The following is a 22,840-nucleotide window of genomic DNA, read 5'->3' as shown; positions in this document are numbered from 1 at the left end:
GCCACCCGGCCCCCGAGCCCCTCGGTCAGTCCAACCAGGTACCAAGGCTCGGGGGTCGCCCCATGTCTGGGGCGGCCGAAACCTGTTGGCGCGGTGGGCGGCGCGAATTAAGTCGGGCCCGGCGCCAGCGTCGAACATGCCTTGATCGCCTGCTGCCAAGTCTGCTCGTCGACCCCCGACGGCGGCCCGGCGACCGGGCCGGGCGCCAAGGGCACACCGTGCTCGGACAGGCAATGTGCATATGTCCCGTGCTCGGGCGGCGGCGAAGTCGGGGCCGGTTGCGGCCCTTCCGACGAACACGCGCCGAGGAATGCCGCTGCGGCAAGCAGACCTGCCGCGATGATGGGCCGGCGCATCAGCCGACAAACCGTGACAGCCGGGCCGACAGATGCGGTACCAGACCGCCGTCAGCGTCTACACGTTCTTCCACGTATCCCAGGTCGCCGCCTTCGACGATGCCGTAGAGGCGCTTGGCACCGCCCACCAGCAGCCCGGACTTGCTGCGGGCCAGCGCGTCGGTGACCAGCTCCCAGGAAGCCTGCGTGAGGGGCTTGCCGTAGAAAAGTTCGACATAGCCGGCCGAATGGGCCAGCAGCAGTTCGATGGCCTGTGACTCGTCGCGACCGGCCGGATCGTCGGGATCGGTGACGAATCGCCAGAACCCGGTCTCGCGCAGACCGGGCGAGTCGTATTCACCCGCTTCGTTCAACCGCCACGACCGGGAGTCCCAGTTCAGGTAGTCGCCACCGTCATGGGAGACGATGATCTGCTGACCGAACCGGTAGTCGCCGTGGGTGTCGCGCCCTTCGCCTTCCCCGCGCCAGACGCCCACCAACGGCAACAGCGCGAGCAGCGCATCGTTGAGGCCGACGCCGTCGCGCAGATTCGCGGTATCGGCAGGCATCGGCAGGTCGTCGAAGACCGGAATGTTGCGGGCGGCCGTGGCCTTGGCCCGTTCGACGGCTGCCGCTACGGCGCGGTCACCGGAACCCGGCCCGGTGGCCGGGGCGTCCGCAGGAACATCCCGGTTGGAGGTCACGACTCGTCGGTGACGAGGCGGTACAGCGCGTACAACGCGAACCACGTGATCACCACGACGGCCGCGACGAGCATTATCTCGAAGAAGAGCACCACGGGAAATATTCTAGTTCCTAGTCGAGGGTGTCGGCGCCCCGGGTCGGGACGCCCCAATGCACGCCGAACGTGAGCTTGTGTGCGAGAAACTGCCGAAATTTCGCACACAAGCTCACGTTCGAAAGAGGGATCAAGCTGAGCCGGATGGCCTAGCTCCTTCGTCGCTAGGCGACCTTGACGTCGACCTCGTGGATGCCGGCACCGGACGGGGCCACGCTGGCGTCGCCGTTGCCCGCGGGGGACAGGGCGCGCAGCGTCCAGGTGCCCGGGGCGGCGAAGAACCGGAAGTCGCCGGTCGCCGAGGCCACGACCTCAGCGGTGAACTCGTCGCTGGCGTCCAGCAGGCGCACGAAGGCGCCGCCGACTGCCTGACCGGAGCCGTCCACCACGCGACCGGTGATGACGGTTTCCTTCTCCAGGTCGACGCCGGCCGGCAACGTCAGTCCTTGCTTCGGTGCAGAGCACATATCAACTTCCCAACTCGATCGGGGCGCCCACCAGGGAGCCGTATTCCGTCCAACTGCCGTCGTAGTTCTTGACGTTCTGGTGTCCCAGCAGCTCCTGCAGCACGAACCAGGTGTGCGACGAACGCTCACCGATCCGGCAGTAGGCGATGGTCTCCTTCTCGCCGTCGAGGCCGGCCGCTGCGTACAGCTTGGCCAGGTCCTCGTCGGACTTGAAGGTGCCGTCCTCGTTGGCTGCCTTGCTCCACGGAACGTTGATGGCGCTGGGGATATGCCCGGGCCGCTGGCTCTGCTCCTGCGGGAGGTGGGCCGGTGCCAGGATCTTGCCGGAGAACTCGTCAGGCGAACGCACGTCGACCAGGTTCTTCGTACCGATCGCGGCGATGACCTCGTCGCGGTAGGCCCGGATGTTGTTGTCCAGGGGCTGGGCGACGTACGACGTAGAGGCACGGTGGGGCGCCTCTTTCACCAGCGGGCGGGCGTCGAGCTCCCAGCGCTTGCGGCCGCCGTCGAGCAGCTTGACGTCGGCGTGGCCGTACAGCTTGAAGTACCAGTAGGCGTAGGCCGCGAACCAGTTGTTGTTGCCGCCGTACAGGATCACCGTATCGTCATTGCCGATGCCCTTGTCGGACAACAGCTTCGAGAACTGCTGCTGGTCGACGAAGTCACGCTTGACGGCGTCCTGCAGATCGTCTTTCCAGTCCAGTTTGACGGCGCCGGGGATGTGGCCCTCGTCGTCGTAGGCGCTGGTGTTCTCGTCGACCTCGACGAACACCACGCCGGCGGTATCGAGATTGTTCCCGGCCCATTCGGTCGAGACCAGGACGTCGGAACGTGCCATGTACGAATTCCTTTCGGTTGCTTGCTATTTGGTATGTCGGGTGAGTGTCATGCGGGACTGGGGGTGCGGCGTAGCCGGACGACCAGCGGGTAGATCTGGCAACCCAGGCAGATGCCGAAGGCCGCGTTGAGGAAGGCCGCCACCAACGCGAACGCGGTGGCGGTCAGGCCGAGCGCGGTGATGCCGAAGGCGAACCCCGCCGCACCGACGACGGCGAAAACGAAGCCGACCAACTGGGCGAACTTCAGTGGCGGCACCGGCTCGCGTTCGGTGACCGGCGCCAGGCGCGGCGCGATGAAGGTGGCGAACAGGCGGCCGTAGGGATGCTTCCGGGGCCCGCCGACCGCGCCGATCGCGAACACCACCGCCTGGGCGCCCAGCAGCGCCGCGGCCGCGAACTCATTCGCCCCGGCGACCAGCAGCGTGCCGATCAGTACCGCGGTGGTGACCCAGGCGGCGAACCGCGGCCCCCGCACGTCCACCTGAGCAGGCTGAACGCCAGCGCTGGGGCGGGTTGATGTCGATGACATGTGAACGAACTCCTGTTGTTGTCGAAGGTCTGGTTGTGTGCAGGCTCAGGGCACAAGGCCTGAGCGGGCGCGCAAAAGCGCGCGGCTGCGCTCAACAGCAGCAACAACAACAGCAGCAACCCGCGACGCGGCACAGATCGACTGCGCGGCGCTTGGTGAGCACGAGCTCAAGGCGGGCTGACACGACCGACAGCTTACCCAATAACCGCCGAGTCAAGCCAACAGCGGTTCCAGCGCCGAGTGCAGGTCAGCGGCCTTGGGGACCCCGCTGGTGCGGTATCGGGGCCGTCCGTGGATATCGAAGATGATCGTGGTGGGCAGCGACAGTACCGAAAGCCGCCGGGCGGCTTCGGGATTGGCGTCCATGTCGATTTCGACGTGGGCAACCTCGGGCAGCCCGGCACAGACCTGGTCCACGACACGACGGACCGCGGCGCAGGGCCCGCACCATTCGGCCGTGAAGTGCAGCACCGTCGGACCGGTGTCGGACAATCCGAGGCCACTGGTGTCGATGTCGGCGGCCTCTTCGCCCGCCCTGATCAGGCCGGCGCGCAGGGTGATCAGGCGACCGATCACGTAGGCCACCCCGAGCGCGGCGATCAGCACCACGATCGCCAGCACCATCGAAGAGCTCATGCCTGTCTGAACCCCGCCAGGTCGACGGTTACTCCCGAGGCGATGCCCTCGATGATCACGTCGGAGCCACGGGCACCAGCGGTGGTCGGGGCGATCCCGAACGGCAGTTTCTGTCCGCTGATGGTGTGGCTGAACTCGGCCAGCACCGCTGCGGTCTTCTCGTCGGGTACCGGCTCGTCAGCGGTTCCGGGGCCGGTCAGGATCCCGGTCGCGGTCAGGACCAGGGTGGTGTCGTCCCGGTCGGCGAAGGACAGGTCGACCGAGACACTGACCCGCTTGTCCAGCCCGGAGCCCTTGGGGGTCCCGGTGAACACCAGCCCCTGGCTGCTGGAGATGCCGGACTCGGTGGTGCCCCCGGTGGCGTCGTTGGTCTCCCGCGAGGGGGCCTCCACCAGCAGGTCATCGATGCCCATGTACCGGCCGATGTGGGTGGAATCGATGATGATGCGGCTCTCGGCCTTCGTGACGGGCAGTTTCGCGTCGGGCGGGATCAGCCACGACGAATGGGTTGTGTCGATGCCGTGCAGGGTGGCCTCCAGCGAGGCCTTGCCGACTACCGGGTGGTCGACACCGGCGGCACGGATCTCGATCTCTTTGTATCGATGGTGGCGGACCTGGGTGAGGAACGGGAAACCGAGGATCGCGACCCACGGGTCCCAGTTCAGTCCCGCGGCGGTGCGGACGTTGCGAGCCAGTCGGTACTCGGCGTAGATCGCGGAGCCGAAATCGGCGCCGACGACCCCGACGATGAGCGCGGTCACGGTCGCGGTGAGCCCGATCAGCAGTTTGCGCACCGCCACATTGTGGCCCACGGCCGTCGGATCGAGGCGCTCGGCGCGGCTGATCAGCAGGTGAGGCGTTATCGTTAGATCACAAAAGCCGGTAACGGCTACATGTCAGTCATGAATCGACCGTGTGGACATCGTGGTCCGGGCGATCGTGGGAAGTGATTGCCGGCGCGCCGGAGGACCCCCTTGGATCTGCTGCTACTGACCGTCGACCCGCATCCCGAGTCGGTGCTGCCCTCCCTGACCCTGCTGGCGCACACTGTGCGCACCGCACCGACCGAGGTGTCCTCGCTGCTGGAGGCAGGCAGCGCCGACGTGGCGATCGTCGACGCCCGGACCGATCTCGCGGCCGCGCGCGGCCTGTGCCGGCTACTGGGAACGACGGGCACGTCCGTCCCGGTCGTCGCGGTGATCAACGAGGGCGGGTTGGTGGCGGTCAACCACGAATGGGGCCTCGACGAGATCCTGCTGCCCAGTACCGGCCCGGCCGAGATCGATGCCCGTCTGCGGCTATTGGTCGGCCGGCGTGCCGGCGGGGCCAACCAGGAGAACGTCGGCAAGATCGCCCTCGGTGAACTCGCGATCGACGAGGGCACCTACACCGCGCGTCTGCGGGGGCGACCCCTCGATCTCACCTACAAGGAATTCGAGCTGCTCAAATACCTCGCGCAGCACGCCGGGCGGGTCTTCACCCGTGCGCAGCTGTTGCAGGAGGTGTGGGGCTACGACTTCTTCGGCGGTACCCGCACCGTCGACGTCCACGTCCGCCGTCTGCGCGCCAAGCTCGGCCCCGAGTACGAATCGCTGATCGGCACCGTGCGCAACGTCGGATACAAGGCGGTGCGCCCGTCACGCGGCCGCACACCTGCCGCCGAGGCGAGCGGCGGCGCCACCGCCGCCGCCGAAGCTGCGCAGGCCGACCACGACGACGACTACGACCCGGCGACCGACGAGGCGGACGAGCCGTTGGCCGGGAGGCTGCCCGGCCAGTGACCGAACTCGACTGGCGCACCGGGCTGTCCGAAGCCGAACAGGCCGGGATCCGTGCACTCATCGCCGCAGCGACCGCAGCCGACGGCGTGGCCCCGGTCGGCGATCAGGTACTGCGCGCGCTCGGCCATGACCGGACGCGCCACCTGCTGGCGACCGAGGGTGCAGATCTCGTCGGGTACCTGAACCTGGCCCCGGCCGACGACGATGACCCGGCGATGGCTGAACTGGTGGTGCACCCCGACGCCCGACGGCACGGTGTCGGTGCGGCGCTGGCCCGTGCGGGACTCGCCGAGGGCCCGGCAGGCACGCGCATCTGGGCACACGGCAACCTCGAGGCGGCCCGTGCGCTGGCCGCCGCGCTGGACCTCAAAGTGGTTCGCGAACTGCTGCAGATGCGTCGCCCGTTGACCGACCTGCCGCCGCTGCGCACCGCCGAGGGCGTGCGGATCCGTACCTATGCCGGACCCCAGGACGACGCCGAGATCCTGCGGGTCAACAATGCAGCCTTCGCCTGGCATCCGGAACAGGGCGGCTGGACCGGCCAGGAAATCGTCGAACGGCGGAGCGAGCCGTGGTTCGACCCCGATGGACTCTTCGAGGCGGTCGACGAACACACCGGACAACTGCTGGGCTTCCACTGGACGAAGGTCCATGACGGCAACCTCGGCGAGGTGTACGTCGTCGGCGTCGACCCGGCGGCACAGGGCCGGGGACTGGGATCGGTGCTGACCCTGGTCGGTCTGCACCACCTCGCCGCGCGGTCTCTGCCGACGGTGCTACTTTACGTCGAGGCAGATAACTCGGCGGCCGTGGCGACCTACCGAAACTTGGGTTTCGAGGTGTTCGGCGTCGACGTGGCGTACTCCGCCGGTTAACCCGTTTAGCTGTGGACACGCTGAACCTATTCACTGCCGATTCACCTGCTGTCCGTGAGCCGTCCATTGGGGCCGAATACGTTGCCGGAGAGTTCGAAGCCGTCAATTGAAAGTGGGACAAGTGAAGCTCATCAGCATTGGCAAGCCGTTCGGTGTGGCGCTTTCCGCGACGGCGATCGCGGCACTCACGCTGACCGCGTGCGGCAGCGACAACAACGCTGCCGGCACGAGTTCGGCAGCCTCGGGCACCGGCTCGGCCTCGTCGGCGGAGTGCGGCGGCAAGAACTCTCTGACGGGCGAGGGCTCGACCGCGCAGCAGAACGCGATCGCTGAATTCAACAAGGTGTGGGGCCAGGTCTGCTCCGGCAAGAATCTGGCTTACAACCCGACCGGATCGGGCGCGGGCGTGGATCAGTTCATCGCCAAGCAGGTCGACTTCGCCGGCTCCGACTCGGCGCTCAAGGACGATCAGGTCGCCAAGGCCGCCGCGCGCTGTGGTGGCAACGAGGCCTGGAACCTGCCGCTGGTCTTCGGCCCGGTTGCGCTGGCCTACAACGTCGAGGGTGTCGACAAGCTGGTCGTGAACCCCGACGTGCTCGCCAAGATCTTCCAGGGCCAGATCAAGAAGTGGAACGATCCGGCGGTGGCCGCGCTGAACGCCGGCACCACTCTGCCGGACCTGGACATCAAGCCGATCTACCGGTCGGATTCCTCGGGCACCACCGACAACTTCCAGAAGTACCTGGCCGCGGCCGCGCCGCAGACCTGGACCAAGGGTGCGGGCAAGGAGTTCCAGGGCGGTGCCGGTGAAGGCGCGCAGAAGTCCTCCGGTGTGGTGCAGGCCGTGCAGGCCACCCCCGGCTCGATCGGCTACGTCGAGAAGAGCCCGGCCGCCGCGGCCGGTCTGCCCTACGCCCAGATCGACAGCGGTGCCGGTGCAGTCGCACTGGATGACCAGTCGACCACCAAGGCTGTCGGCGCCGCCACGTTCAAGGGCGAGGGCAAGGACCTCGTGCTCGACCTGAACGCGCTGTACGCCTCGAAGGAAGCCGGCGTCTACCCGCTCGTGCTGGCCACCTACGAGATCGTTTGCTCCAAGGGGTACGACGCCGACACCGCCGCCGCCGTCAAGTCCTTCCTGACCGTCGCCGCCAATGAGGGCCAGGCCAGCCTGTCGCAGGCCGGATACATCGCGCTCCCCGACGAGTTCAAGCAGCGCCTGCTGACCTCGGTCGAGGCCATCGCTTAGTAGCCGGACTGGCTTTAGAGGACGGATTTGGGCGAGGATGGATTTACCGACCGCATGACGACCAGGGGCCCCGACGGGACAATAGTGACAACGCCGAATCCAGCTGATTCGGGGTCGGGGGAGACGCTCGCGTCCCCCCACCCCGAGCCGGCGCCTATCTCCACCGATCCGTCCAAGGGAGCCAAGGTTCGCCTCGGCGACCGAATTTTCCGTGCGCTCGCCGAGGGCTCGGGCATCCTGATCGTCGCGCTGATCGCGGCGATCGGGGTGTTCCTGCTGTGGCGCGCGATTCCCGCGTTGGCCCGTAACGAGGAGAACTTCTTCCTCTACGGCGGCAACTGGATCACCACCGACACCTCCGCGATGCATTTCGGCATCTTCGATCTGCTGCAGGTGACAGTGTTCGTCTCCCTGTTCGCCCTGGTGCTGGCGATGCCGGTGGCCCTGGGTATCGCGATCTATCTCACCCAGTACTCGTCGCGGCGACTGGCGGGCCCGCTGGGCTATCTGGTGGACCTGCTGGCCGCCGTGCCGTCGATCGTCTACGGCGTCTGGGGTCTGTACGTACTCGCGCCGGCGATCAAACCTTTTGCAGTGTGGCTCAATACGAACATGAGCTGGCTGTTCCTGTTCAAGACGGGCACTGCCTCGGTGGCCGGTGGCGGCACCATCTTCACCGCGGGAATCGTGTTGGCGGTGATGATCCTGCCGATCATCACCGCGGTGACCCGCGAGGTGTTCACCCAGACCCCGCGGGGCCAGATCGAGGCCGCGCTGGCGCTCGGCGCCACCCGCTGGGAAGTGGTGCGCACGACGGTGCTGCCCTTCGGGTTGTCCGGCTACGTCAGTGGCGCGATGCTCGGTCTGGGGCGCGCGCTCGGTGAGACCATCGCCCTGCTGATCATCCTGCGCGGCACCCAGACCGCGTTCGGTTGGTCGCTGTTCGACGGCGGCTACACCTTCGCGAGCAAGATCGCTGCCACTGCAAGCGAATTCAACGATCAGTACAAGGCGGGCGCCTACATTGCCGCCGGCCTGGTGCTGTTCATCCTGACCTTCGTGGTGAACTCATTGGCCCGCGCCGCGGTGTCGGGAAAGGGGCGCTGATGAGCGCTTGCGCGAAGAGGAGACAGCACAGATGACCTCCACACTCGAGCGGCCGGTCAAGGCGCCCGCGTTCCAGGGCGTGAGTCTGCGCCGCAAGCTGACCAACCACCTCGCCACGGTTTTGGTGACCCTGTCATTGCTGGTCGCCTTGGTGCCCCTGGTTTGGGTGCTGTACTCGGTGATCGTCCGGGGCTGGGCCGCATTGAGCTCAGCCACGTGGTTCACCAATTCCCAGGCCGGGATGACGACGTTCGTCGTCGGTGGAGGTGCGTACCACGCGATCGTCGGCACCTTGCTGCAGGGCCTCGTGTGCTCGCTGATCTCCATCCCGATCGGCGTGATGGTGGGCGTGTACCTGGTCGAGTACGGCGGTGGTACCCGGCTGGGCAAGGTCACCACGTTCATGGTGGACATCCTCACCGGCGTGCCCTCGATCGTTGCCGCGCTGTTCATCTACGCGTTGTGGGTGGCCACGCTCGGGTTCGGCCGGTCCGGGTTTGCGGTGTCACTGTCGTTGGTGCTGCTGATGATTCCGGTGATCGTGCGGGCCACCGAGGAGATGCTGCGCATCGTCCCCATGGATCTGCGTGAGGCGAGTTATGCGCTGGGCGTGCCGAAATGGAAGACCATCGCCCGAATCGTGATCCCGACGGCCTTGTCGGGCATCGTCACCGGAATCATGCTGTCACTGGCCCGCGTGATGGGTGAGACCGCGCCGCTGCTGATTCTCGTCGGCTACGCCCAGGCGATGAACTTCGACATGTTCGGCGGGTTCATGGGATCGCTGCCGGGAATGATGTACGACCAGATCTCGGCAGGGGCAGGCGCCAACCCGGTGCCCACCGACCGGCTGTGGGGCGCGGCGCTGACGCTGATCCTGCTGATCGCCCTGCTCAATGTCGGCGCTCGCGCGGTCGCCAAACTCTTTTCCCCCAAGAAGGTGTAGGAGCTATCCATGGCCAAGCGGCTGGATCTCAAGGACGTCAACATCTACTACGGCGCGTTCCATGCCGTATCCGAGGTTTCGCTGTCGGTGCAGCCTCGCAGTGTGATGGCTTTCATCGGCCCGTCGGGTTGCGGTAAATCGACGGTGCTGCGAACGCTGAACCGCATGCACGAGGTGATCCCCGGGGCCCGCGTCGAGGGTTCGGTGCTGCTCGACGGCGAGGACATCTACGGCGCCGGCGTGGACCCGGTGGGTGTGCGCAAGACCATCGGCATGGTGTTCCAGCGTCCGAACCCATTCCCCACCATGTCGATTCGTGACAACGTGGTGGCCGGGCTGAAGCTGCAGGGCGTGCGCAACAAGAAGACGCTCGACGAGGTGGCGGAGCGCTCGCTGCGCGGCGCCAACCTCTGGAACGAGGTCAAGGACCGTCTGGACAAGCCCGGTGGTGGCTTGTCGGGTGGTCAGCAGCAGCGGTTGTGCATCGCCCGCGCGATCGCGGTACAGCCCGACGTGCTGCTGATGGACGAGCCCTGCTCGGCGCTCGACCCGATCTCCACGCTGGCCATCGAAGATCTGATCTCCACGCTCAAGCAGGATTTCACGATCGTCATCGTCACGCACAACATGCAGCAGGCCGCCCGGGTGAGCGATCAGACCGCATTCTTCAATCTGGAGGCCACCGGTAAACCCGGCAAGCTGATCGAGATCGACGACACCGAGAAGATCTTCTCCAACCCCACCCAGAAAGCGACCGAGGACTACATCTCCGGCCGCTTCGGCTGACACTTTCCCCGCGAGCAGACACAAACCTGCCCAGTTTCCATGGAAACAGGGCAGGTTTGTGTCTGCTCGCGGAAGAAATTAGGGCGTCAGCACCACGCGGGTGCCCGAGGGTTCAGAACCGGCCCAGGCCTCGGCTACCTCGGCCAATGGTCTTGCCTGGGTGCGTAATTCGAGCTGTCCCTCGGCGACCATCGCAAACAGTCGGGGCAGCGCCTCGGCGCGCGCCCGGACCAACACCTCGGGCGGGATACTGCCGATCCCGACGCCGCAGAGGGTGATCCCGGTACCGCGCAGAACCCCGGCATCGAGCGGCAGGGTCGATCCCGTCATCGACCCGATCTGCACGAACCGGGTCGGGTGATAGTGCGCGGCAGGGTGGCTGGCGGCCAGTGCGGTGAGGACCTGGGCGGCGGGCTCGCCCCACAGGTAATCGAGTACCGCGTCGAATGGGCGCCTGGCATGCATTTCGGCGACCTGCGCGCCCAGGTCCTGCTCGCCGAGGGCGATGGTGGCGTGGGCGCCGGCCGACCGCAGCCACTCCAGCCGTTCGGTGTTGCGGCCGGCGGCCACCACCGTCTCGGCGCCGAACACGGCGGTGGCCAATTGCACTGCCATCGAACCGGTTACGCCGGTGGCCCCCAGTACCAGGACGTGATCGCCGGGTTTGACCGCTGCGGCGTGCGACAGTGCGCTCCAGGCCGAGATGCCCGGGTTGGGCAGGGCAGCGGCGGTCACCGAGTCGACGTGTGCGGGGATCTCGACGCCGGCGTGCGGGTCGACGAGTGCGCGCTGCGCCATCATTCCCGAGTATCCGAGTGCTCCGGTGTAAATGCGGCGGCCGTCGGCGAGACGGGCGACACCGTCCACTCCGGGGATGGCAGGGAGCTGAACTTCCTTGCTGGCGTAGTGCTTTCCTGACACCAGCGCACGGGTGAGGTTGGTCAGGGCCGATGCTTCGACGGCCGCCACCTCGGCGCCGTCGCGCGGCTGGGGCTCAGGTACGTCGGTGTAGACGGGGTGCCTGCCCCATTCGGTCACCAGTGCTGCCAGCATGTCGACTCCTTTGGTTTCCCTAGAGATGGTTTCTATGGAAACAATCTACGCAGGACGGCCGTCGGTGGCAATATGGTTTCCGTGAAAACCAAACCGGAGCTGATCGACGCCGTCACCGGGCTCATGGCCACCGTGTCCGACCGGCTCGGCAACGACGGGGACGGCGACGCGGAGCGCGACTTCATGGCCGCCGGCTGCCCACAGCGGCTGCAGCAGGCCGTGCGGACGCTACCCACGTCGTCGATGCACCTGCTGGCGGAGATCGCCGACGGCCCTGTCAGCGTGGTCAGGCTGGCGGCACGGTCCGGCCGGCTCAAGGGCACGGTGTCCAAGCACGTACAGCGGCTGGTCGAGGCCGGCCTCGTGGTGCGTACGCCCGTACCCGGCAACCGCAAAGAGATCGAGCTCGGCCTGACCTCCGACGGCGAACTCGTCGTCGATGTGCACCGGCAACTGCACGAGGAGATGAACCGCGGGATCCGCGAGTTCCTGCTGCGCTACAGCGGCGCGGACCTGCAGGTACTGGTGAAGATCCTCGGGGACCTGGCCGGCGCGCACAAGGACGGGGTCCGCCTCGTGCCGCCTGCCGGCCGGTCCTGAGCCCTACTTCGAGGAAACCGACTCGTCTTCCGGGTAGGAACCGGTGACCTGGAAGATGACCCGGCGGGCCACCTCGACAGCGTGGTCGGCGAAGCGCTCGTAGAAGCGGCTCAACAATGTCACGTCCACGGCAGCGGTCACACCGTGCTTCCACTCCCGGTCCATCAGCACCGAGAACAGGTGGCGATGCAGGTCGTCCATCGCATCGTCTTCCTCCTGGATGCGGGCGGCCTTCTCCGGATCCTGGGTGAGCAGCACCTCGCGGGCGGCATGGCCCAGCTCGACGGCAACCCGGCCCATCTCGGCGAAGTACCCGTTCACTTCCTCGGGCAACACATGCTGAGGATGGCGGCGGCGCGCGATCTTGGCCACATGCAGCGCCAGCGCGCCCATCCGGTCCACGTCGGCCACGATTTGGATCGACCCCACCACCGAGCGCAGATCACCGGCAACCGGCGCCTGCAGCGCGAGCAGCACGAACGCCGACTCCTCGGCCTGGGTGCTCAGCGTGCTCATTTGATCGTGATCGCTGATGACCTGTTCGGCGAGGGCCAGATCGGCCTGCAGCAGCGCCTGGGTGGCGCGCTCCATTGCGGTACCCGCCAACTCGCACATCGCGCCGAGTTGGTCCGTGAGTGAATGCAACTTCTCGTGGTATTGGGTACGCATCCTGCAAGATTAAGCGGTCGATGGCCGTGTCGTCACGATGCAACGATGAACGAACGGTGAATGCCGTCCGCCCGGATCACCAGACTATTCGCAGGTGGTGTCGGCGGCGTTGGTGACGGTCAGGTCCTCGGGAAGGTGCGTCGGGCTGGCGCCGGTGCCCTTCAGCACGTGCACCTGCACTTCCGACCCGCTCGGGGACGGGGCGTTCACCGTGTAGAAATCGGAACCCAGTACCACCTGGATAACGTCGCCCATGCCCGTCACCCGCTCGATGGTCGGGTTGGTGAAGGAGCTGGCGACGGTCGCGGCCGCCTCCTCGTTGCCGGGGGAGAAGAACACCGTGGTCGCCGGGAGGGTGCTCGGGTAGTCATCGGGGGTGTTGACGTTGAAGCCGTGTTCCTGCAGTTCGGTGGCCGCGGTGTTGGCCAGGCCGCTCTGGCCCGTCGAGTTCGACACCTGCACCGTGACCTGCTGCGGTTCGGTGGTGACGGCGTTGACCATTTCACCGCTGTCCGTCGCGGCGGGTGCAGGCGCGGGTGCCGTCGACTGCGGCGTCTCCGAGGGGGCGGCAGCCTGGACCGACGACGTCGCCGATTCCGGGGTGCCGGGCACCGGGGTGTTGTCCGGATTCTTCTCGCCCGGCAGGGGGTCGTCGTTGATGATCGCGTCGAACAGGGAACGCATGTCGTCGGTGCGCGGGACCTCGTTGCCGTATTCGTCGGCGTAACCGACGGTCGGCACGGTCACGAAGGTGATCCGGCCCGCGTTCACACCCTGGACCGACTGTCCGAGGTCGACGAGGTCCTTGGTCCTGATGTTGTCGACGAAGCTGTCGCTGATGAACATGTTGACCACGTTGTTCAGCTTGTTCAGCGAGAAGAAGGTGTCCCGGGAGATCAGGGTCCGCAGCAGCGAGGAGAGGAACAGCTGCTGTCGTTTGATGCGGCCGTAGTCCCCGTTGTACTCGGTGGTGACCTGGCGAGCTCGCACGTAGTTCAGCGCGGTGTGGCCGTCGACCGTCTGACGACCGGCGTTGGCCAGCACAGTGCCCAGCTCATAGTCCTCCAACGGGGTGGTGCTGCACACCTCTATCCCGCCGAGTGCGTCGACCATCTTCGAGAAGCCGGCGAAATCGACGGCCATGAACCGGTTGATGGACAGGCCGGACAGCTTCTGGATCACCTTCACCAGGCATTTCGGACCGCCGAAGGCGAACGCCGAGTTCAGCTTGGACTCGGTGTAGATCTCGTCCGGGCCGTAGGTCTCGGTCTCCTCGTCGTACAGCGGACCGTAGGTCGCCGACTCCGGGTTCCAAGGTTCGCACTTCATCGGGGTGATCGAGAGGTCACGCGGGAACGACACGGCGACAACACGCCGCCGGTCGGCCGGGATGTTGACCAGCATGATGGTGTCGGACCGGGCGCCGCCGGCGTCCTCGGTGCCGCCGGCGCCCATACCTCCGTTTTCGCCGAACCGGCTGTCGGTGCCGACGATCAGAAAGTTCTCGTCACCGAACTGCGAGTTGGGGTCGACGATGTCGCGCGAATTGAGGTCGAGCGCAGCCACCTTGTTGAGACTGTCGTTCTTCGAGCTCTGCCACTGCCACGCCCCGCCGGTCAGCACGAGAGTGAGGACCGCGAGCATTGCCGCGGCAGCGCGTCCGGCCAGCATCACCCGGCGGTTGATCGCCGGCCGCACCTTCTCGATCTCGTCGGTGTCGGCGGGATCGTGCTCATCGTCCGGCGTCTGGCGGACGCGCCATGTCGGGCGTGCTTCGGGTGCGTCGTACTCGTAGACCGCCACAGCCGGCAATACATCGGTGTTCGCAGCGTCGATCTCGCGGTGATCCGGCGAGTCCGCGAAAGGTTCCTCGAAAGATTCGGGGAACTCTTCGACCTCGAGGGAATCCTGGGGTTCGTCGACCTCGGGGTCGATCCGCAACGCTTCGATCACGTCGGTCGGGTCGGGTACCCGCGGGCGGACATACGCGGGTGCATATGCCGGCGCTGGTTCTGGTTCTGGTTCTGGCTCCGGCAGCGGCTCTGGCTCCGGGTCCCAGGCGTGTGCCGGGGCAGGCTCCGGGTCCCACGCATGGGACGGCTCAGGCTCTGGTGCGGGCTCCGGATCGTCAGGTATCAGCCGGTGGCGGTTCGGCACGGATCCGGTCCCGGCGATCTTGGCGATCAGATCGGCGACAGTTACCCCGTCGGCGTGGCTGCCGGTGGGCTCATCGAGGGGTGAATCGTCGGGTGACGGCGCATCCTGGCGTTCCCACGGCGCGGCGCCTGGCAAAGGCTCCCGGGATCGGGTAATCCATTGGTTGTCCGACGAGTCCTCTGGGAGGCGGCGCCGACGGCCGGGAGTGGCGTTATCACCGTCACTCATGTCCTTACCGGCCTCCGACTCTTCGAACTAGTGCGTGCGCGTCGGTGCGCATCGTTCCTGCGGCGTAAATGGGTGCTGCTGAGGTTTTCTCCTCATCTCTTCTAGCAGCACTGTGCCGGACTGGCTACTTGAGCCGGCCGCGGCAAGGTTTTCATCGTACTGACGCATCCTGGGACTGAGCTAGACCCAACCCGGTGACAGGGCCGTCTCGATGTCATCTCGGAGCGAGTGCAGGTCAGCCTCCGGAATGCATCACATCGGCCCCGGCCGGCACCGCGCAGTCGTCAGGATCATCGAGCCATCCTTCGGGCAGGGACACCGAGGCGGCCGATCCCTGGCGTCCCCGGGGACCGGTGGCCGCGGGCGGGAACGGGGCATCGCCATCCAGTTGCCCCAACAGTTCGTCGAGTTCCCGACGCGTCTTGACCAGAGCCAGCCCACGTCGCAGGTCGGCGCCGGCCGGGAACCCGTGCATGTACCAGGCCACGTGCTTGCGGATGTCACGCATGGCCTTGTCCTCGCCGAAGTGCTCGGTGAGCAGCTCGCCGTGGCGGCGCACGATGTCGGCGACCTCGCCAAGGTTCGGCGGGGCAGCAGCGGGACGGCCGTTGAAGGCTGCCGAGAGCTCGGCGAACAGCCACGGCCGGCCCAGGCAGCCCCGGCCGATCACCACGCCGTCGCAGCCCGTCGCGGCCATCATCGCGAGCGCGTCGTCGGCTTCGAAGATGTCACCGTTGCCCAGCACCGGGATGCCGGTGACATGAGCCTTCAGCGCGGCGATCTGATCCCAGTCAGCCGTGCCCGAGTAGCGTTGCGCGGCGGTGCGGGCATGCAGTGCCAGGGCTGCCGCGCCCTCCTCGGCAGCGATCCGCCCGGCGTCCAGGTGCGTGTGATGGGCGTCGTCGATGCCGATCCGGAACTTCACCGTCACCGGAATATCGGTGCCCTCGGTCCCGCGGACGGCAGCGGCCACGATCTGGCCGAACAGCCGCCGCTTGTAGGGCAATGCCGATCCGCCGCCACGCTTGGTGACCTTGGGCACCGGGCAGCCGAAATTCATGTCGATGTGGTCAGCCATGCCCTCGTCGGCGATCATCTTCGCCGCGAGGTAGGTGGTTTCCGGGTCCACGGTGTAGAGCTGCAGCGACCGCGGTGATTCGTCGGGGCCGAAGGTCGTCATGTGCATGGTCACCGGATGCCGCTCGACCAGGGCCCGCGCGGTGACCATCTCGCACACATAGAGCCCGCTGACGGTTCCGGCGCGGGCGATCTCGAGCTCGCGGCACAGTGTGCGGAACGCCACATTGGTCACCCCGGCCATCGGGGCGAGAACGACCGGGCTGGGCAACGCGAACGGCCCGATCCGCAATTGGGATCGGGCCGGCGCTGCCGTTGCAGGGGGTGGGGCCGTCAGAGTCATGCAGTCGACGAGGACGACACCAGCAGGTTCTTCATGGCCTTCTTCTCGGCCACCTTGCGCTCGCGCTCGAGGCGACGCTCCTTGGCGACCTCGAACTTGTCGCAGGCGTCTTCGAGCTCCTCGATGATGCGGCCGATGTCGTCACGCAGTCGGGCGCCCTCGCCGGTGAAGTCCTCACGCTCGAGGATGCGCCACTTGCGCAGGATGGGCATCACCACGTCGTCCAGGTGGATGCGCGGGTCGTAGACGCCGCCGACGGCGATGATGACGGCTTTACGGCGGAAGTCGGGCACCGTGTAACCGGGCATCTTGAAGTTGTCCAACACTCGGTGCAAGGAGCCCATCGCCTGGTTGGGCGCGATGTCGAGGCCGGCCGCGGACACGTCGCGGTAGAAGATCATGTGCAGGTTCTCGTCGGCGGAGACGCGCTGCAGCAACTGGTCGGCGATAGGGTCGTCGCAGGCCTTGCCGGTGTTGCGGTGGCTGACGCGGGTGGCCAGCTCCTGGAACGACACGTACATCACCGAGTCGAACAGGCTCTCGGCGAAGAGGTCGCCCTGCTGGTTCTGGCCGGGGGAGAAGCCACGGGTGACCTGTTCGACGCGGAGCTCCTCGAGCTCGACGGGGTCGATGGCACGGGTGACGACGAGGTAGTCGCGCAGGGCGATGCCGTGGCGGTTCTCCTCGGCGGTCCAGCGGTTGACCCACTGGCCCCAGGCGCCGTCCATGCCCATGTTCATCGCGATCTCGCGGTGATACGAGGGCAGATTGTCCTCGGTGAGCAGGTTCTGGATCATCGCCGTGCGGGCGACCTCGGACAGCTTGGACTGCCCCGGCTCCCAGTCCTGCCCGCCGAGCGCGTAGTAGTTCTTGCCGTCCGACCACGGGATGTAGTCGTGCGGATTCCAGTCCTTACGCATCCGCATGTGGCGGTTGATGCTGGATTCAACGACAGGCTCGAGTTCGTGCAGAAGCTGCAGGTCTGTGTATTCCTGCGACATGTGCCCTCGCCCTCCTCGCGTCCGTGGGACGCTCAGTTATCTGTACCTGTTGGTAGCAGTCAATATATCTGTGTAACTCAGTGACATCAAGTTGCCCCGCCCGTATTTGACGAGCCCTGCGCCGTGCGGATAACGACGGTACGATCCGCACGAACATCTGTCGGATACCCACGCTCGGAGGTTGGGCACACGTGAAAAAGCTTGTCGTCGGTGCCGGAGCCGCAGTTGCCACCGGTGCGGCCATATCCCTGCTGTTCGGTGCCGGCGTCGCGGCTGCCGCCCCTGACGTGGTGGGACAGACCTACTCGGACGCCTCGAGCGCGATCGAGGATAGCGGTTCCAGTGCCAAGGTCGCGGTCACCGTGGGCAGCAAGCTGTCCCAGGGCGATTGCATCGTCACCAACGCGTGGGATGCCCCGTTCGTCCGCGACGGCAGCCACGCCGACGGCGAGGTCATGGTGGCCCTGAACTGTGACGGTGACCATGCCACCGCCAACCACCCGGGCGCCTCGGTCGCCAGCCCGGCCGGCCGTGAGGCAAAGGCTACCGAAGATGAGGCCGCCGCGAAGCAGGAAGCGCAGCTCGCCGCGGCCCAGGCTGCAGCGGAAGAGGAAGCGCAGCTCGCCGAGGTCAGCACCCCTGACGAGTAAGGCGCGTTTGTCCTGGTCATGAGCCCCGACACCGACTAAAATCCGGGTCAGCTCCCAAAGAGTGTTTGCCGTGACACCTGGTCACGGACCGCGGGGTTGCTGACACGAACGGCCGAGGGTGCCGTCGCCCCACCTCTCCGGGAGAGATCGCCGGATGGGGAAGGTCGGGCCAGATGAAGATCGCGATCGGGTGCGGAAGCGTTATTGCTATGTCCGCGGCAGGTTTTGCGTTCGCTGTGGTCGGTGCGGGGGCGGCCCTTGCGGCGCCGGACGTCGTGGGGCAGACATACAGTGACGCGGTCAGTGCCATCGAGGATGGCGGCGGCACGGCCCACGTTGCTGTGAGCGTCGGCAGCCGTCTGCCGCGTGATGAGTGCATCGTCACCAACGCCTGGACGGTGCGTCAGTTGGTGCCGCAGACTTCCGACACCTATTTCGAATACCGCGAAGACGTGACGCAAGTGGCGCTCAACTGCGACGGTGACCATGCCACCGAGACTCACCCCGGCGCGTCGATCGCCACCCCGGCCGGACGTGAGGCCAAGGCTGCCGAAGATGAGGCCGCAGCCGCCGAGCAGGAGCCGATCGCCGAGGCCAGCACCCCTGACGAGTAGCGGGGCCTGAGGGGGGTCGGCTCAGAAACTGCCGATGCGCCCGAGCAGCATGTCGACGCAGTAGTCGATGAACTGTTCGCGGCTGGCGGGCAGCCTCTCGTCGAGGTACGCACTGAACAACGCGGTCAGCGCTCCGATCAGGCTGGTGGCGACCATGGTTTGGCGCACCGGGTCGGCGATGCTGGTCAGTTTGCGCTGCAGCAGGCCGATGAAGTTGGGCATCCACTCCGCGCCCGAGCGGGTCAGCACCGGTTCGGATTCCGGGGCCAGTAGCAGCACGCGGCCCTGGGTGGGATCGTCCACCATCAGCGCGACGAATCGCTCGACCGCGTCGCGGGGAGTGGCCGCCGTGGTCAGCGCGGACATCGCGCGGGCGCAGACGTCGTCGTAGACGGCCCGGACGAACGTGTCGCGGTCGGTGAAACTCTCGTAGAAGTATCGTTCCGTGAGTTCGGCCGCACGGCAGACCGCACGGACCGTCAGGGCCGGACCCTCGGCTTTGCCCAGCAGGGCGACCCCTGCTGCGATCAGTTCGTCGCGACGACGGGCCGCGCGTTCCTGCAGTGGAACGCCCGACCATCGGCCGCGTCGTTGACCGGATGGCACATCTACTCCTAAGCTCCGATGACAACGTGTGTAGTCACAATTGAAACTCCGACCTTTCGTTCTGCCGGCAGAAAGCGCACCTGTGACACAAGATACTTCTGAGACATGCCCGGTGACCAGCGGTTCCGCCGCTGTGGCAGCGGGTTGCCCAGCCGCGCCGGGCGGGTATGAGGCGCCGCCGATGCCGCTGGGGCCCGATTCGCTGACGTGGAAGTACTTCGGCGACTGGCGTGGGATGCTGCAAGGCCCATGGGCCGGCTCCATGCAGAACATGCACCCGCAACTCGGTGCGGCCGTCGAGGAGCACTCGATCTTCTTTCAGGAGCGCTGGCCCCGCTTGCTGCGCTCGCTGTATCCGATCGGCGGCGTCGTGTTCGACGGCGACCGCGCGCCGGCGACCGGTGCCGAGGTTCGCGACTACCACGTCGGCATCAAAGGGGTTGACGCTCAGGGGCGCCGCTACCACGCGTTGAATCCCGAGGTCTTCTACTGGGCGCATTCGACGTTCTTCGTCGGCACGATCATCGTGGCGGACCGGCTCGCGGGCGGGATCTCCGAGGCTGACAAGCGGCAACTGTTCGAGGAGCACAAGCAGTGGTACTCGATGTACGGCATGAGCATGCGCCCCGTGCCGGAAACCTGGGAGGACTTCCAGGTCTACTGGGATCACATGTGCCGCAATGTGTTGGAGAACAACAAGGCAGTCCGCGATGTGTTGGATCTGTCCGAGCTGCCCAAGCCGCCGTTCGCGTCGAAGATGCCCGACTGGATGTGGGCGCTGCAGCGCAAGTACGTGGTGCACCCGTTGTTCGTGTGGTTCACCGTCGGTCTGTACCACCCGGCAGTGCGCGAGCTGATGGGCTACACGTGGTCTGAGCGCGACGAGAAGGTGCATCGCTTGTTGGGCAAGGTGATTGGCAGGGTGTTCACGTTGGTGCCGCGTCGCCACCGCATGCATCCGCGGGCGCGCAGCGCGTGGGATCGCGTCACCGGCCGTATCCCGGCGGACGCCCCGTTGGTGCACACCCCGGCCCGCAACCTGCCGCCAATTGGCCACCGCGACAACGGGATGCACTACTGCCCGAAGGTCTGAACGGGCTGCCTCAACGCCCCACGAACGGGGCGTTCTGCGGGCAGTAGACCTTGACTGCGCCCCGGACCAGATTCGCGGCCTGGTGTTTGTCGATGCTCGCCTGATTCATCAGTTGACTGATGACTCCGCGCACCGTGCGTGCGGGCTCGATCTTGCCCTTTGTGAGCGCGTCACAGACTCCGCGCCCGACCTGGCCGGCCTCCTCGGCGGAAGTGGTCGGGATGTTCAGGTCCTTGACGATGGTGAAGAACTGATCGTCCTGAGCGTCCGCGTGGGCGGGTGCGACCCCGAATGCGGCGCCGGCCGCCAGCGCGGCAGCACCGATCGCGGTGGCCATGGCCCGAGTGCTCAGGCGCCGGGAGAACATGCTGCTGACTCCTTCATGCTGTCGCCCCCGAACGTGAACTTGATGGCGAGATTTCTCGGCAATCTCGCGATCTCTTTCACGTTGGGCCGTCCGACCCCGCGTACAACGATAAACGGGTGTGGCCCGTGATGCGTCGGCGGCCGTAGCAGATCGGCTACGCGCTCGAAACTGGGTGGCAACGACGTAGGGCGAGGCTGGCGCCATGACGACCATCTATGACCAGATCGGCGGCGCCGAGGCACTGGAGACCGTCGTGGAGGACTTCTATCGGCGGGTACTGGCGGACGAAGAGCTGGCGGCCTTCTTCACCGGAACCAACATGGCCAGGCTCAAGGGCAAGCAGGTCGAGTTCTTCGCCGCGGCATTGGGCGGCCCAGTGTCGTACAGCGGTGCACCGATGCGTCAGGTTCATCAGGGCCGCGGCATCGCCATGCATCACTTCAACCTGGTGGCCGGCCATCTCTCCGACAGCCTTGTCGGTGCCGGAGTGCCCGAGCCGATCGTCGGACAGATCATCGCCGCGATCGCTCCGCTGGCCGACGAGATTGCGACCGCACGGAGCGCGTGAACCGCACCGTGACCCGCCTTGCGGCGGGTGTTTGGTGCCCCCAGTAGGGCTCGAACCTACGACCTGCGGATTAAAAGTCCGTAGCTCTACCAACTGAGCTATAGGGGCGCGAGAAGACAGGGTACAAGATGACTGAAATTGGTGTTGCGACCACCGGGTTTGAGGATTCGGGCATCTGTACCCTAAGCTATCGAAGCTCCCAACGAACGAGGTTGACGAGTACCCCGGAGAGATTCGGATTAGGCCCCCATCGTCTAGTGGCCTAGGACGCCGCCCTTTCACGGCGGTAGCACGGGTTCGAATCCCGTTGGGGGTACGCAACGCGGCAACGCGGAGCATGCTTGAAAGTAAGGCCCTGTGGCGCAGTTGGTTAGCGCGCCGCCCTGTCACGGCGGAGGTCGCGGGTTCGAGTCCCGTCAGGGTCGCCATCACGGCGAGGTACTTCGGTCTAGTAGGCCGACGGCCTTCCGGCCAGGTAGCTCAGTTGGTACGAGCGTCCGCCTGAAAAGCGGAAGGTCGCCGGTTCGATCCCGGCCCTGGCCACTGAGAGAACCCACTGGCAACGGTGGGTTTTTCTGTATCTGGAGATATTGCCGCGAGGCCCCCGATGACCAGTCCCGGCGCCGCCCTCACCGCCGTGAGGATCGCGGGCGGCCGGTGAGCGCCGCGTCGATGGCCGCGACCCGGTCCGCAGCGATGCCCCATGGCTCATCGAGTCCGAGACGAGAGTCCAGATCCCACAGGACGCACCGTTCACCCGGCTCAGCGACCATGGACCAAGCGATGACGGTGCGGCGCAACTGTTCATCCATGCACTCGCCGACCGCTGCGACGGCAGGCGGCGCACCGCCCTCGGGATGGTGGTGCAGGAACTGTCCGTAGGCGGCGTCACAGAACGCCGCATAGCGGACGGTGCACAGGATCAGGCCGTGCCAGGCTTCATCGACTGCACGCGAGGGCATCCCGATGGTCTGACCGTCGCGCAGCGCCACCGCGCAGCATCGAAGCCACTGTCGGAGGCCGGTTTCGACGAGTTCACCCTGCCAGGGGCAGGTCTTGAACACCGCCTCCGGAAACTCCAGTTCGGCGATCACCTGCCCGGCGGCACGGTGTCGGGCGCCGGCCTTGCGCAGCGCGATCATCAGCAGCCACCGCCGCAGCCGCCACCGCCACCGCCACAACTGCTTCCACCGCCGCAGCCGCTGTGGCCACCACCGCAACCCGAGTGGCCCGGATGGCTTCCGTCGCCGAAACCGGAGTCGGCACCGGTCGCCCAGATGGCAGCTCCGCCGGCGCCGGCAACAGACCCGAACCTCCCGCGGCGGGCAGGCCCAAGCCCACGAAGCCGCCGCCGTTTGACGGTTGCGAAGATCGCGAAGAGCGCCACATCGAACGCGATGACCACCACCGGAATCATCCACCACATGATCTCGTCCTCCCGTCGCGTCTACGTCGTTACGGGACG

28 protein-coding genes and 4 tRNA genes are annotated in these 22,840 nt (G+C 66.5%); 14 read left to right on the top strand and 18 right to left on the bottom strand.

Annotated elements, in window-relative coordinates:
* Positions 1 to 107 precede the first annotated feature (107 nt).
* The 8 genes from ACZY08_RS23965 to lmeA all read right to left on the bottom strand — a co-directional run bounded on the left by ACZY08_RS23965 (position 108) and on the right by lmeA (position 4,417).
* The gene (locus ACZY08_RS23965; protein WP_463747047.1) at positions 108 to 356 is read right to left on the bottom strand and encodes a hypothetical protein; all 249 of its coding nucleotides are present in this window, start codon (positions 354 to 356) and stop codon (positions 108 to 110) included.
* Entirely contained in the window at positions 356 to 1,039 is a 684-nt protein-coding gene (locus ACZY08_RS23960) for a heme-binding beta-barrel domain-containing protein (RefSeq protein WP_463747048.1), read from the bottom strand. Before ACZY08_RS23960 ends, ACZY08_RS23965 begins: the two co-directional genes overlap by 1 nt.
* A 259-nt stretch (positions 1,040 to 1,298) precedes the next feature.
* On the bottom strand, positions 1,299 to 1,601 hold the full coding sequence (locus ACZY08_RS23955; RefSeq protein ID WP_463747049.1) for a DUF1416 domain-containing protein: 303 nt from the start codon (positions 1,599 to 1,601) through the stop codon (positions 1,299 to 1,301).
* A gap of 1 nt (position 1,602) precedes the next feature.
* Positions 1,603 to 2,439, bottom strand: a complete 837-nt coding sequence (locus tag ACZY08_RS23950) for a sulfurtransferase (RefSeq protein WP_463747050.1) — start codon at positions 2,437 to 2,439, stop codon at positions 1,603 to 1,605.
* Between the two features lie 47 nt (positions 2,440 to 2,486).
* The gene (locus ACZY08_RS23945; RefSeq protein ID WP_463747051.1) at positions 2,487 to 2,969 is read right to left on the bottom strand and encodes a DUF4395 domain-containing protein; all 483 of its coding nucleotides are present in this window, start codon (positions 2,967 to 2,969) and stop codon (positions 2,487 to 2,489) included.
* 91 nt (positions 2,970 to 3,060) lie between these two features.
* Complete coding sequence (locus ACZY08_RS23940) at positions 3,061 to 3,153, bottom strand: Ms5788A family Cys-rich leader peptide (protein WP_454792181.1); 93 nt, start codon at positions 3,151 to 3,153, stop codon at positions 3,061 to 3,063.
* Positions 3,154 to 3,182: 29 nt separating this feature from the next.
* Positions 3,183 to 3,605, bottom strand: coding sequence for a thioredoxin family protein (locus ACZY08_RS23935; protein WP_463747052.1), 423 nt, complete (start codon positions 3,603 to 3,605; stop codon positions 3,183 to 3,185).
* Positions 3,602 to 4,417: a mannan chain length control protein LmeA gene (gene lmeA / locus ACZY08_RS23930; RefSeq protein WP_463747053.1), complete on the bottom strand. Its 816-nt coding sequence runs from the start codon at positions 4,415 to 4,417 to the stop codon at positions 3,602 to 3,604. The genes ACZY08_RS23935 and lmeA overlap by 4 nt, the downstream gene beginning before the upstream one ends.
* Positions 4,418 to 4,579: 162 nt before the next feature.
* Between lmeA and ACZY08_RS23925 the strand changes: the two genes are divergently transcribed.
* The 6 genes from ACZY08_RS23925 to pstB all read left to right on the top strand — a co-directional run bounded on the left by ACZY08_RS23925 (position 4,580) and on the right by pstB (position 10,349).
* Entirely contained in the window at positions 4,580 to 5,386 is an 807-nt protein-coding gene (locus ACZY08_RS23925) for a winged helix-turn-helix transcriptional regulator (protein WP_463747054.1), read from the top strand.
* The gene (mshD, locus tag ACZY08_RS23920; protein ID WP_463747055.1) at positions 5,383 to 6,261 is read left to right on the top strand and encodes a mycothiol synthase; all 879 of its coding nucleotides are present in this window, start codon (positions 5,383 to 5,385) and stop codon (positions 6,259 to 6,261) included. The genes ACZY08_RS23925 and mshD overlap by 4 nt, the downstream gene beginning before the upstream one ends.
* 121 nt (positions 6,262 to 6,382) lie before the next feature.
* On the top strand, positions 6,383 to 7,510 hold the full coding sequence (pstS, locus tag ACZY08_RS23915) for a phosphate ABC transporter substrate-binding protein PstS (protein ID WP_463747056.1): 1,128 nt from the start codon (positions 6,383 to 6,385) through the stop codon (positions 7,508 to 7,510).
* Positions 7,511 to 7,564: 54 nt separating this feature from the next.
* Entirely contained in the window at positions 7,565 to 8,617 is a 1,053-nt protein-coding gene (gene pstC, locus ACZY08_RS23910) for a phosphate ABC transporter permease subunit PstC (RefSeq protein ID WP_463747057.1), read from the top strand.
* Positions 8,618 to 8,648: 31 nt separating this feature from the next.
* Entirely contained in the window at positions 8,649 to 9,563 is a 915-nt protein-coding gene (pstA, locus tag ACZY08_RS23905) for a phosphate ABC transporter permease PstA (RefSeq protein WP_463747058.1), read from the top strand.
* A gap of 9 nt (positions 9,564 to 9,572) precedes the next feature.
* Positions 9,573 to 10,349, top strand: coding sequence for a phosphate ABC transporter ATP-binding protein PstB (pstB, locus tag ACZY08_RS23900; RefSeq protein ID WP_003884662.1), 777 nt, complete (start codon positions 9,573 to 9,575; stop codon positions 10,347 to 10,349).
* 78 nt (positions 10,350 to 10,427) lie between these two features.
* On the opposite strand, the gene ACZY08_RS23895 is transcribed toward pstB, so the two are convergent.
* Positions 10,428 to 11,402, bottom strand: a complete 975-nt coding sequence (locus ACZY08_RS23895; protein WP_463747059.1) for a quinone oxidoreductase family protein — start codon at positions 11,400 to 11,402, stop codon at positions 10,428 to 10,430.
* 81 nt (positions 11,403 to 11,483) lie between these two features.
* Between ACZY08_RS23895 and ACZY08_RS23890 the strand changes: the two genes are divergently transcribed.
* Positions 11,484 to 12,002, top strand: a complete 519-nt coding sequence (locus ACZY08_RS23890; protein ID WP_463747060.1) for a MarR family winged helix-turn-helix transcriptional regulator — start codon at positions 11,484 to 11,486, stop codon at positions 12,000 to 12,002.
* Positions 12,003 to 12,005: 3 nt separating this feature from the next.
* Here the strand turns inward: ACZY08_RS23890 and phoU are convergent, their stop codons facing one another.
* The 4 genes from phoU to ACZY08_RS23870 form a co-directional block, all read right to left on the bottom strand.
* Positions 12,006 to 12,671: a phosphate signaling complex protein PhoU gene (phoU, locus tag ACZY08_RS23885; protein WP_463747061.1), complete on the bottom strand. Its 666-nt coding sequence runs from the start codon at positions 12,669 to 12,671 to the stop codon at positions 12,006 to 12,008.
* Positions 12,672 to 12,755: 84 nt separating this feature from the next.
* Positions 12,756 to 15,056 (bottom strand): LCP family protein, encoded by a 2,301-nt coding sequence (locus ACZY08_RS23880; protein ID WP_463747062.1) that lies wholly within the window; start codon positions 15,054 to 15,056, stop codon positions 12,756 to 12,758.
* 235 nt (positions 15,057 to 15,291) lie between these two features.
* Positions 15,292 to 16,476 (bottom strand): tRNA dihydrouridine synthase DusB, encoded by a 1,185-nt coding sequence (gene dusB, locus ACZY08_RS23875; RefSeq protein WP_463747063.1) that lies wholly within the window; start codon positions 16,474 to 16,476, stop codon positions 15,292 to 15,294.
* Complete coding sequence (locus tag ACZY08_RS23870) at positions 16,473 to 17,477, bottom strand: acyl-ACP desaturase (RefSeq protein ID WP_463747064.1); 1,005 nt, start codon at positions 17,475 to 17,477, stop codon at positions 16,473 to 16,475. Before ACZY08_RS23870 ends, dusB begins: the two co-directional genes overlap by 4 nt.
* A 191-nt stretch (positions 17,478 to 17,668) precedes the next feature.
* Here ACZY08_RS23870 and ACZY08_RS23865 point away from each other — a divergent pair, with 191 nt between their 5' ends.
* Both ACZY08_RS23865 and ACZY08_RS23860 read left to right on the top strand, forming a co-directional pair.
* Complete coding sequence (locus ACZY08_RS23865; RefSeq protein ID WP_463747065.1) at positions 17,669 to 18,127, top strand: hypothetical protein; 459 nt, start codon at positions 17,669 to 17,671, stop codon at positions 18,125 to 18,127.
* Positions 18,128 to 18,336: 209 nt separating this feature from the next.
* Positions 18,337 to 18,741 (top strand): hypothetical protein, encoded by a 405-nt coding sequence (locus ACZY08_RS23860; RefSeq protein ID WP_463747066.1) that lies wholly within the window; start codon positions 18,337 to 18,339, stop codon positions 18,739 to 18,741.
* A gap of 21 nt (positions 18,742 to 18,762) precedes the next feature.
* Here ACZY08_RS23860 and ACZY08_RS23855 read toward each other — a convergent pair whose 3' ends face one another.
* Complete coding sequence (locus ACZY08_RS23855; protein ID WP_463747067.1) at positions 18,763 to 19,347, bottom strand: TetR/AcrR family transcriptional regulator; 585 nt, start codon at positions 19,345 to 19,347, stop codon at positions 18,763 to 18,765.
* 82 nt (positions 19,348 to 19,429) lie between these two features.
* Here ACZY08_RS23855 and ACZY08_RS23850 point away from each other — a divergent pair, with 82 nt between their 5' ends.
* Entirely contained in the window at positions 19,430 to 20,440 is a 1,011-nt protein-coding gene (locus ACZY08_RS23850; RefSeq protein WP_463747068.1) for an oxygenase MpaB family protein, read from the top strand.
* Positions 20,441 to 20,450: 10 nt separating this feature from the next.
* Here ACZY08_RS23850 and ACZY08_RS23845 read toward each other — a convergent pair whose 3' ends face one another.
* Positions 20,451 to 20,807: a DUF732 domain-containing protein gene (locus ACZY08_RS23845; protein ID WP_463747069.1), complete on the bottom strand. Its 357-nt coding sequence runs from the start codon at positions 20,805 to 20,807 to the stop codon at positions 20,451 to 20,453.
* A gap of 202 nt (positions 20,808 to 21,009) precedes the next feature.
* Between ACZY08_RS23845 and ACZY08_RS23840 the strand changes: the two genes are divergently transcribed.
* Positions 21,010 to 21,375 carry a group I truncated hemoglobin gene (locus ACZY08_RS23840; protein ID WP_463747070.1) on the top strand — a complete coding sequence of 122 codons (366 nt, stop codon included), beginning with the start codon at positions 21,010 to 21,012 and terminating at the stop codon, positions 21,373 to 21,375.
* 32 nt (positions 21,376 to 21,407) lie between these two features.
* Here ACZY08_RS23840 and ACZY08_RS23835 read toward each other — a convergent pair.
* A tRNA-Lys gene (locus ACZY08_RS23835) sits at positions 21,408 to 21,483 on the bottom strand.
* A gap of 135 nt (positions 21,484 to 21,618) precedes the next feature.
* Between ACZY08_RS23835 and ACZY08_RS23830 the strand changes: the two genes are divergently transcribed.
* The 3 genes from ACZY08_RS23830 (at position 21,619) to ACZY08_RS23820 (ending at position 21,918) form a co-directional block, all read left to right on the top strand.
* Positions 21,619 to 21,691, top strand: a tRNA-Glu gene (locus tag ACZY08_RS23830).
* Between the two features lie 35 nt (positions 21,692 to 21,726).
* Positions 21,727 to 21,803, top strand: a tRNA-Asp gene (locus ACZY08_RS23825).
* 41 nt (positions 21,804 to 21,844) lie between these two features.
* Positions 21,845 to 21,918, top strand: a tRNA-Phe gene (locus ACZY08_RS23820).
* A gap of 86 nt (positions 21,919 to 22,004) precedes the next feature.
* On the opposite strand, the gene ACZY08_RS23815 is transcribed toward ACZY08_RS23820, so the two are convergent.
* Both ACZY08_RS23815 and ACZY08_RS23810 read right to left on the bottom strand, forming a co-directional pair.
* Positions 22,005 to 22,517, bottom strand: a complete 513-nt coding sequence (locus ACZY08_RS23815; RefSeq protein ID WP_463747071.1) for a glycine-rich domain-containing protein — start codon at positions 22,515 to 22,517, stop codon at positions 22,005 to 22,007.
* Complete coding sequence (locus ACZY08_RS23810; RefSeq protein WP_463747072.1) at positions 22,517 to 22,801, bottom strand: hypothetical protein; 285 nt, start codon at positions 22,799 to 22,801, stop codon at positions 22,517 to 22,519. Before ACZY08_RS23810 ends, ACZY08_RS23815 begins: the two co-directional genes overlap by 1 nt.
* Positions 22,802 to 22,840 lie beyond the last annotated feature (39 nt).

Source organism: Mycobacterium sp. IDUB_9, from assembly GCF_055419505.1.
The sequence above is the reverse complement of the archived record's forward strand: the minus strand, read 5'-3'. Positions and strand labels throughout refer to the sequence as shown.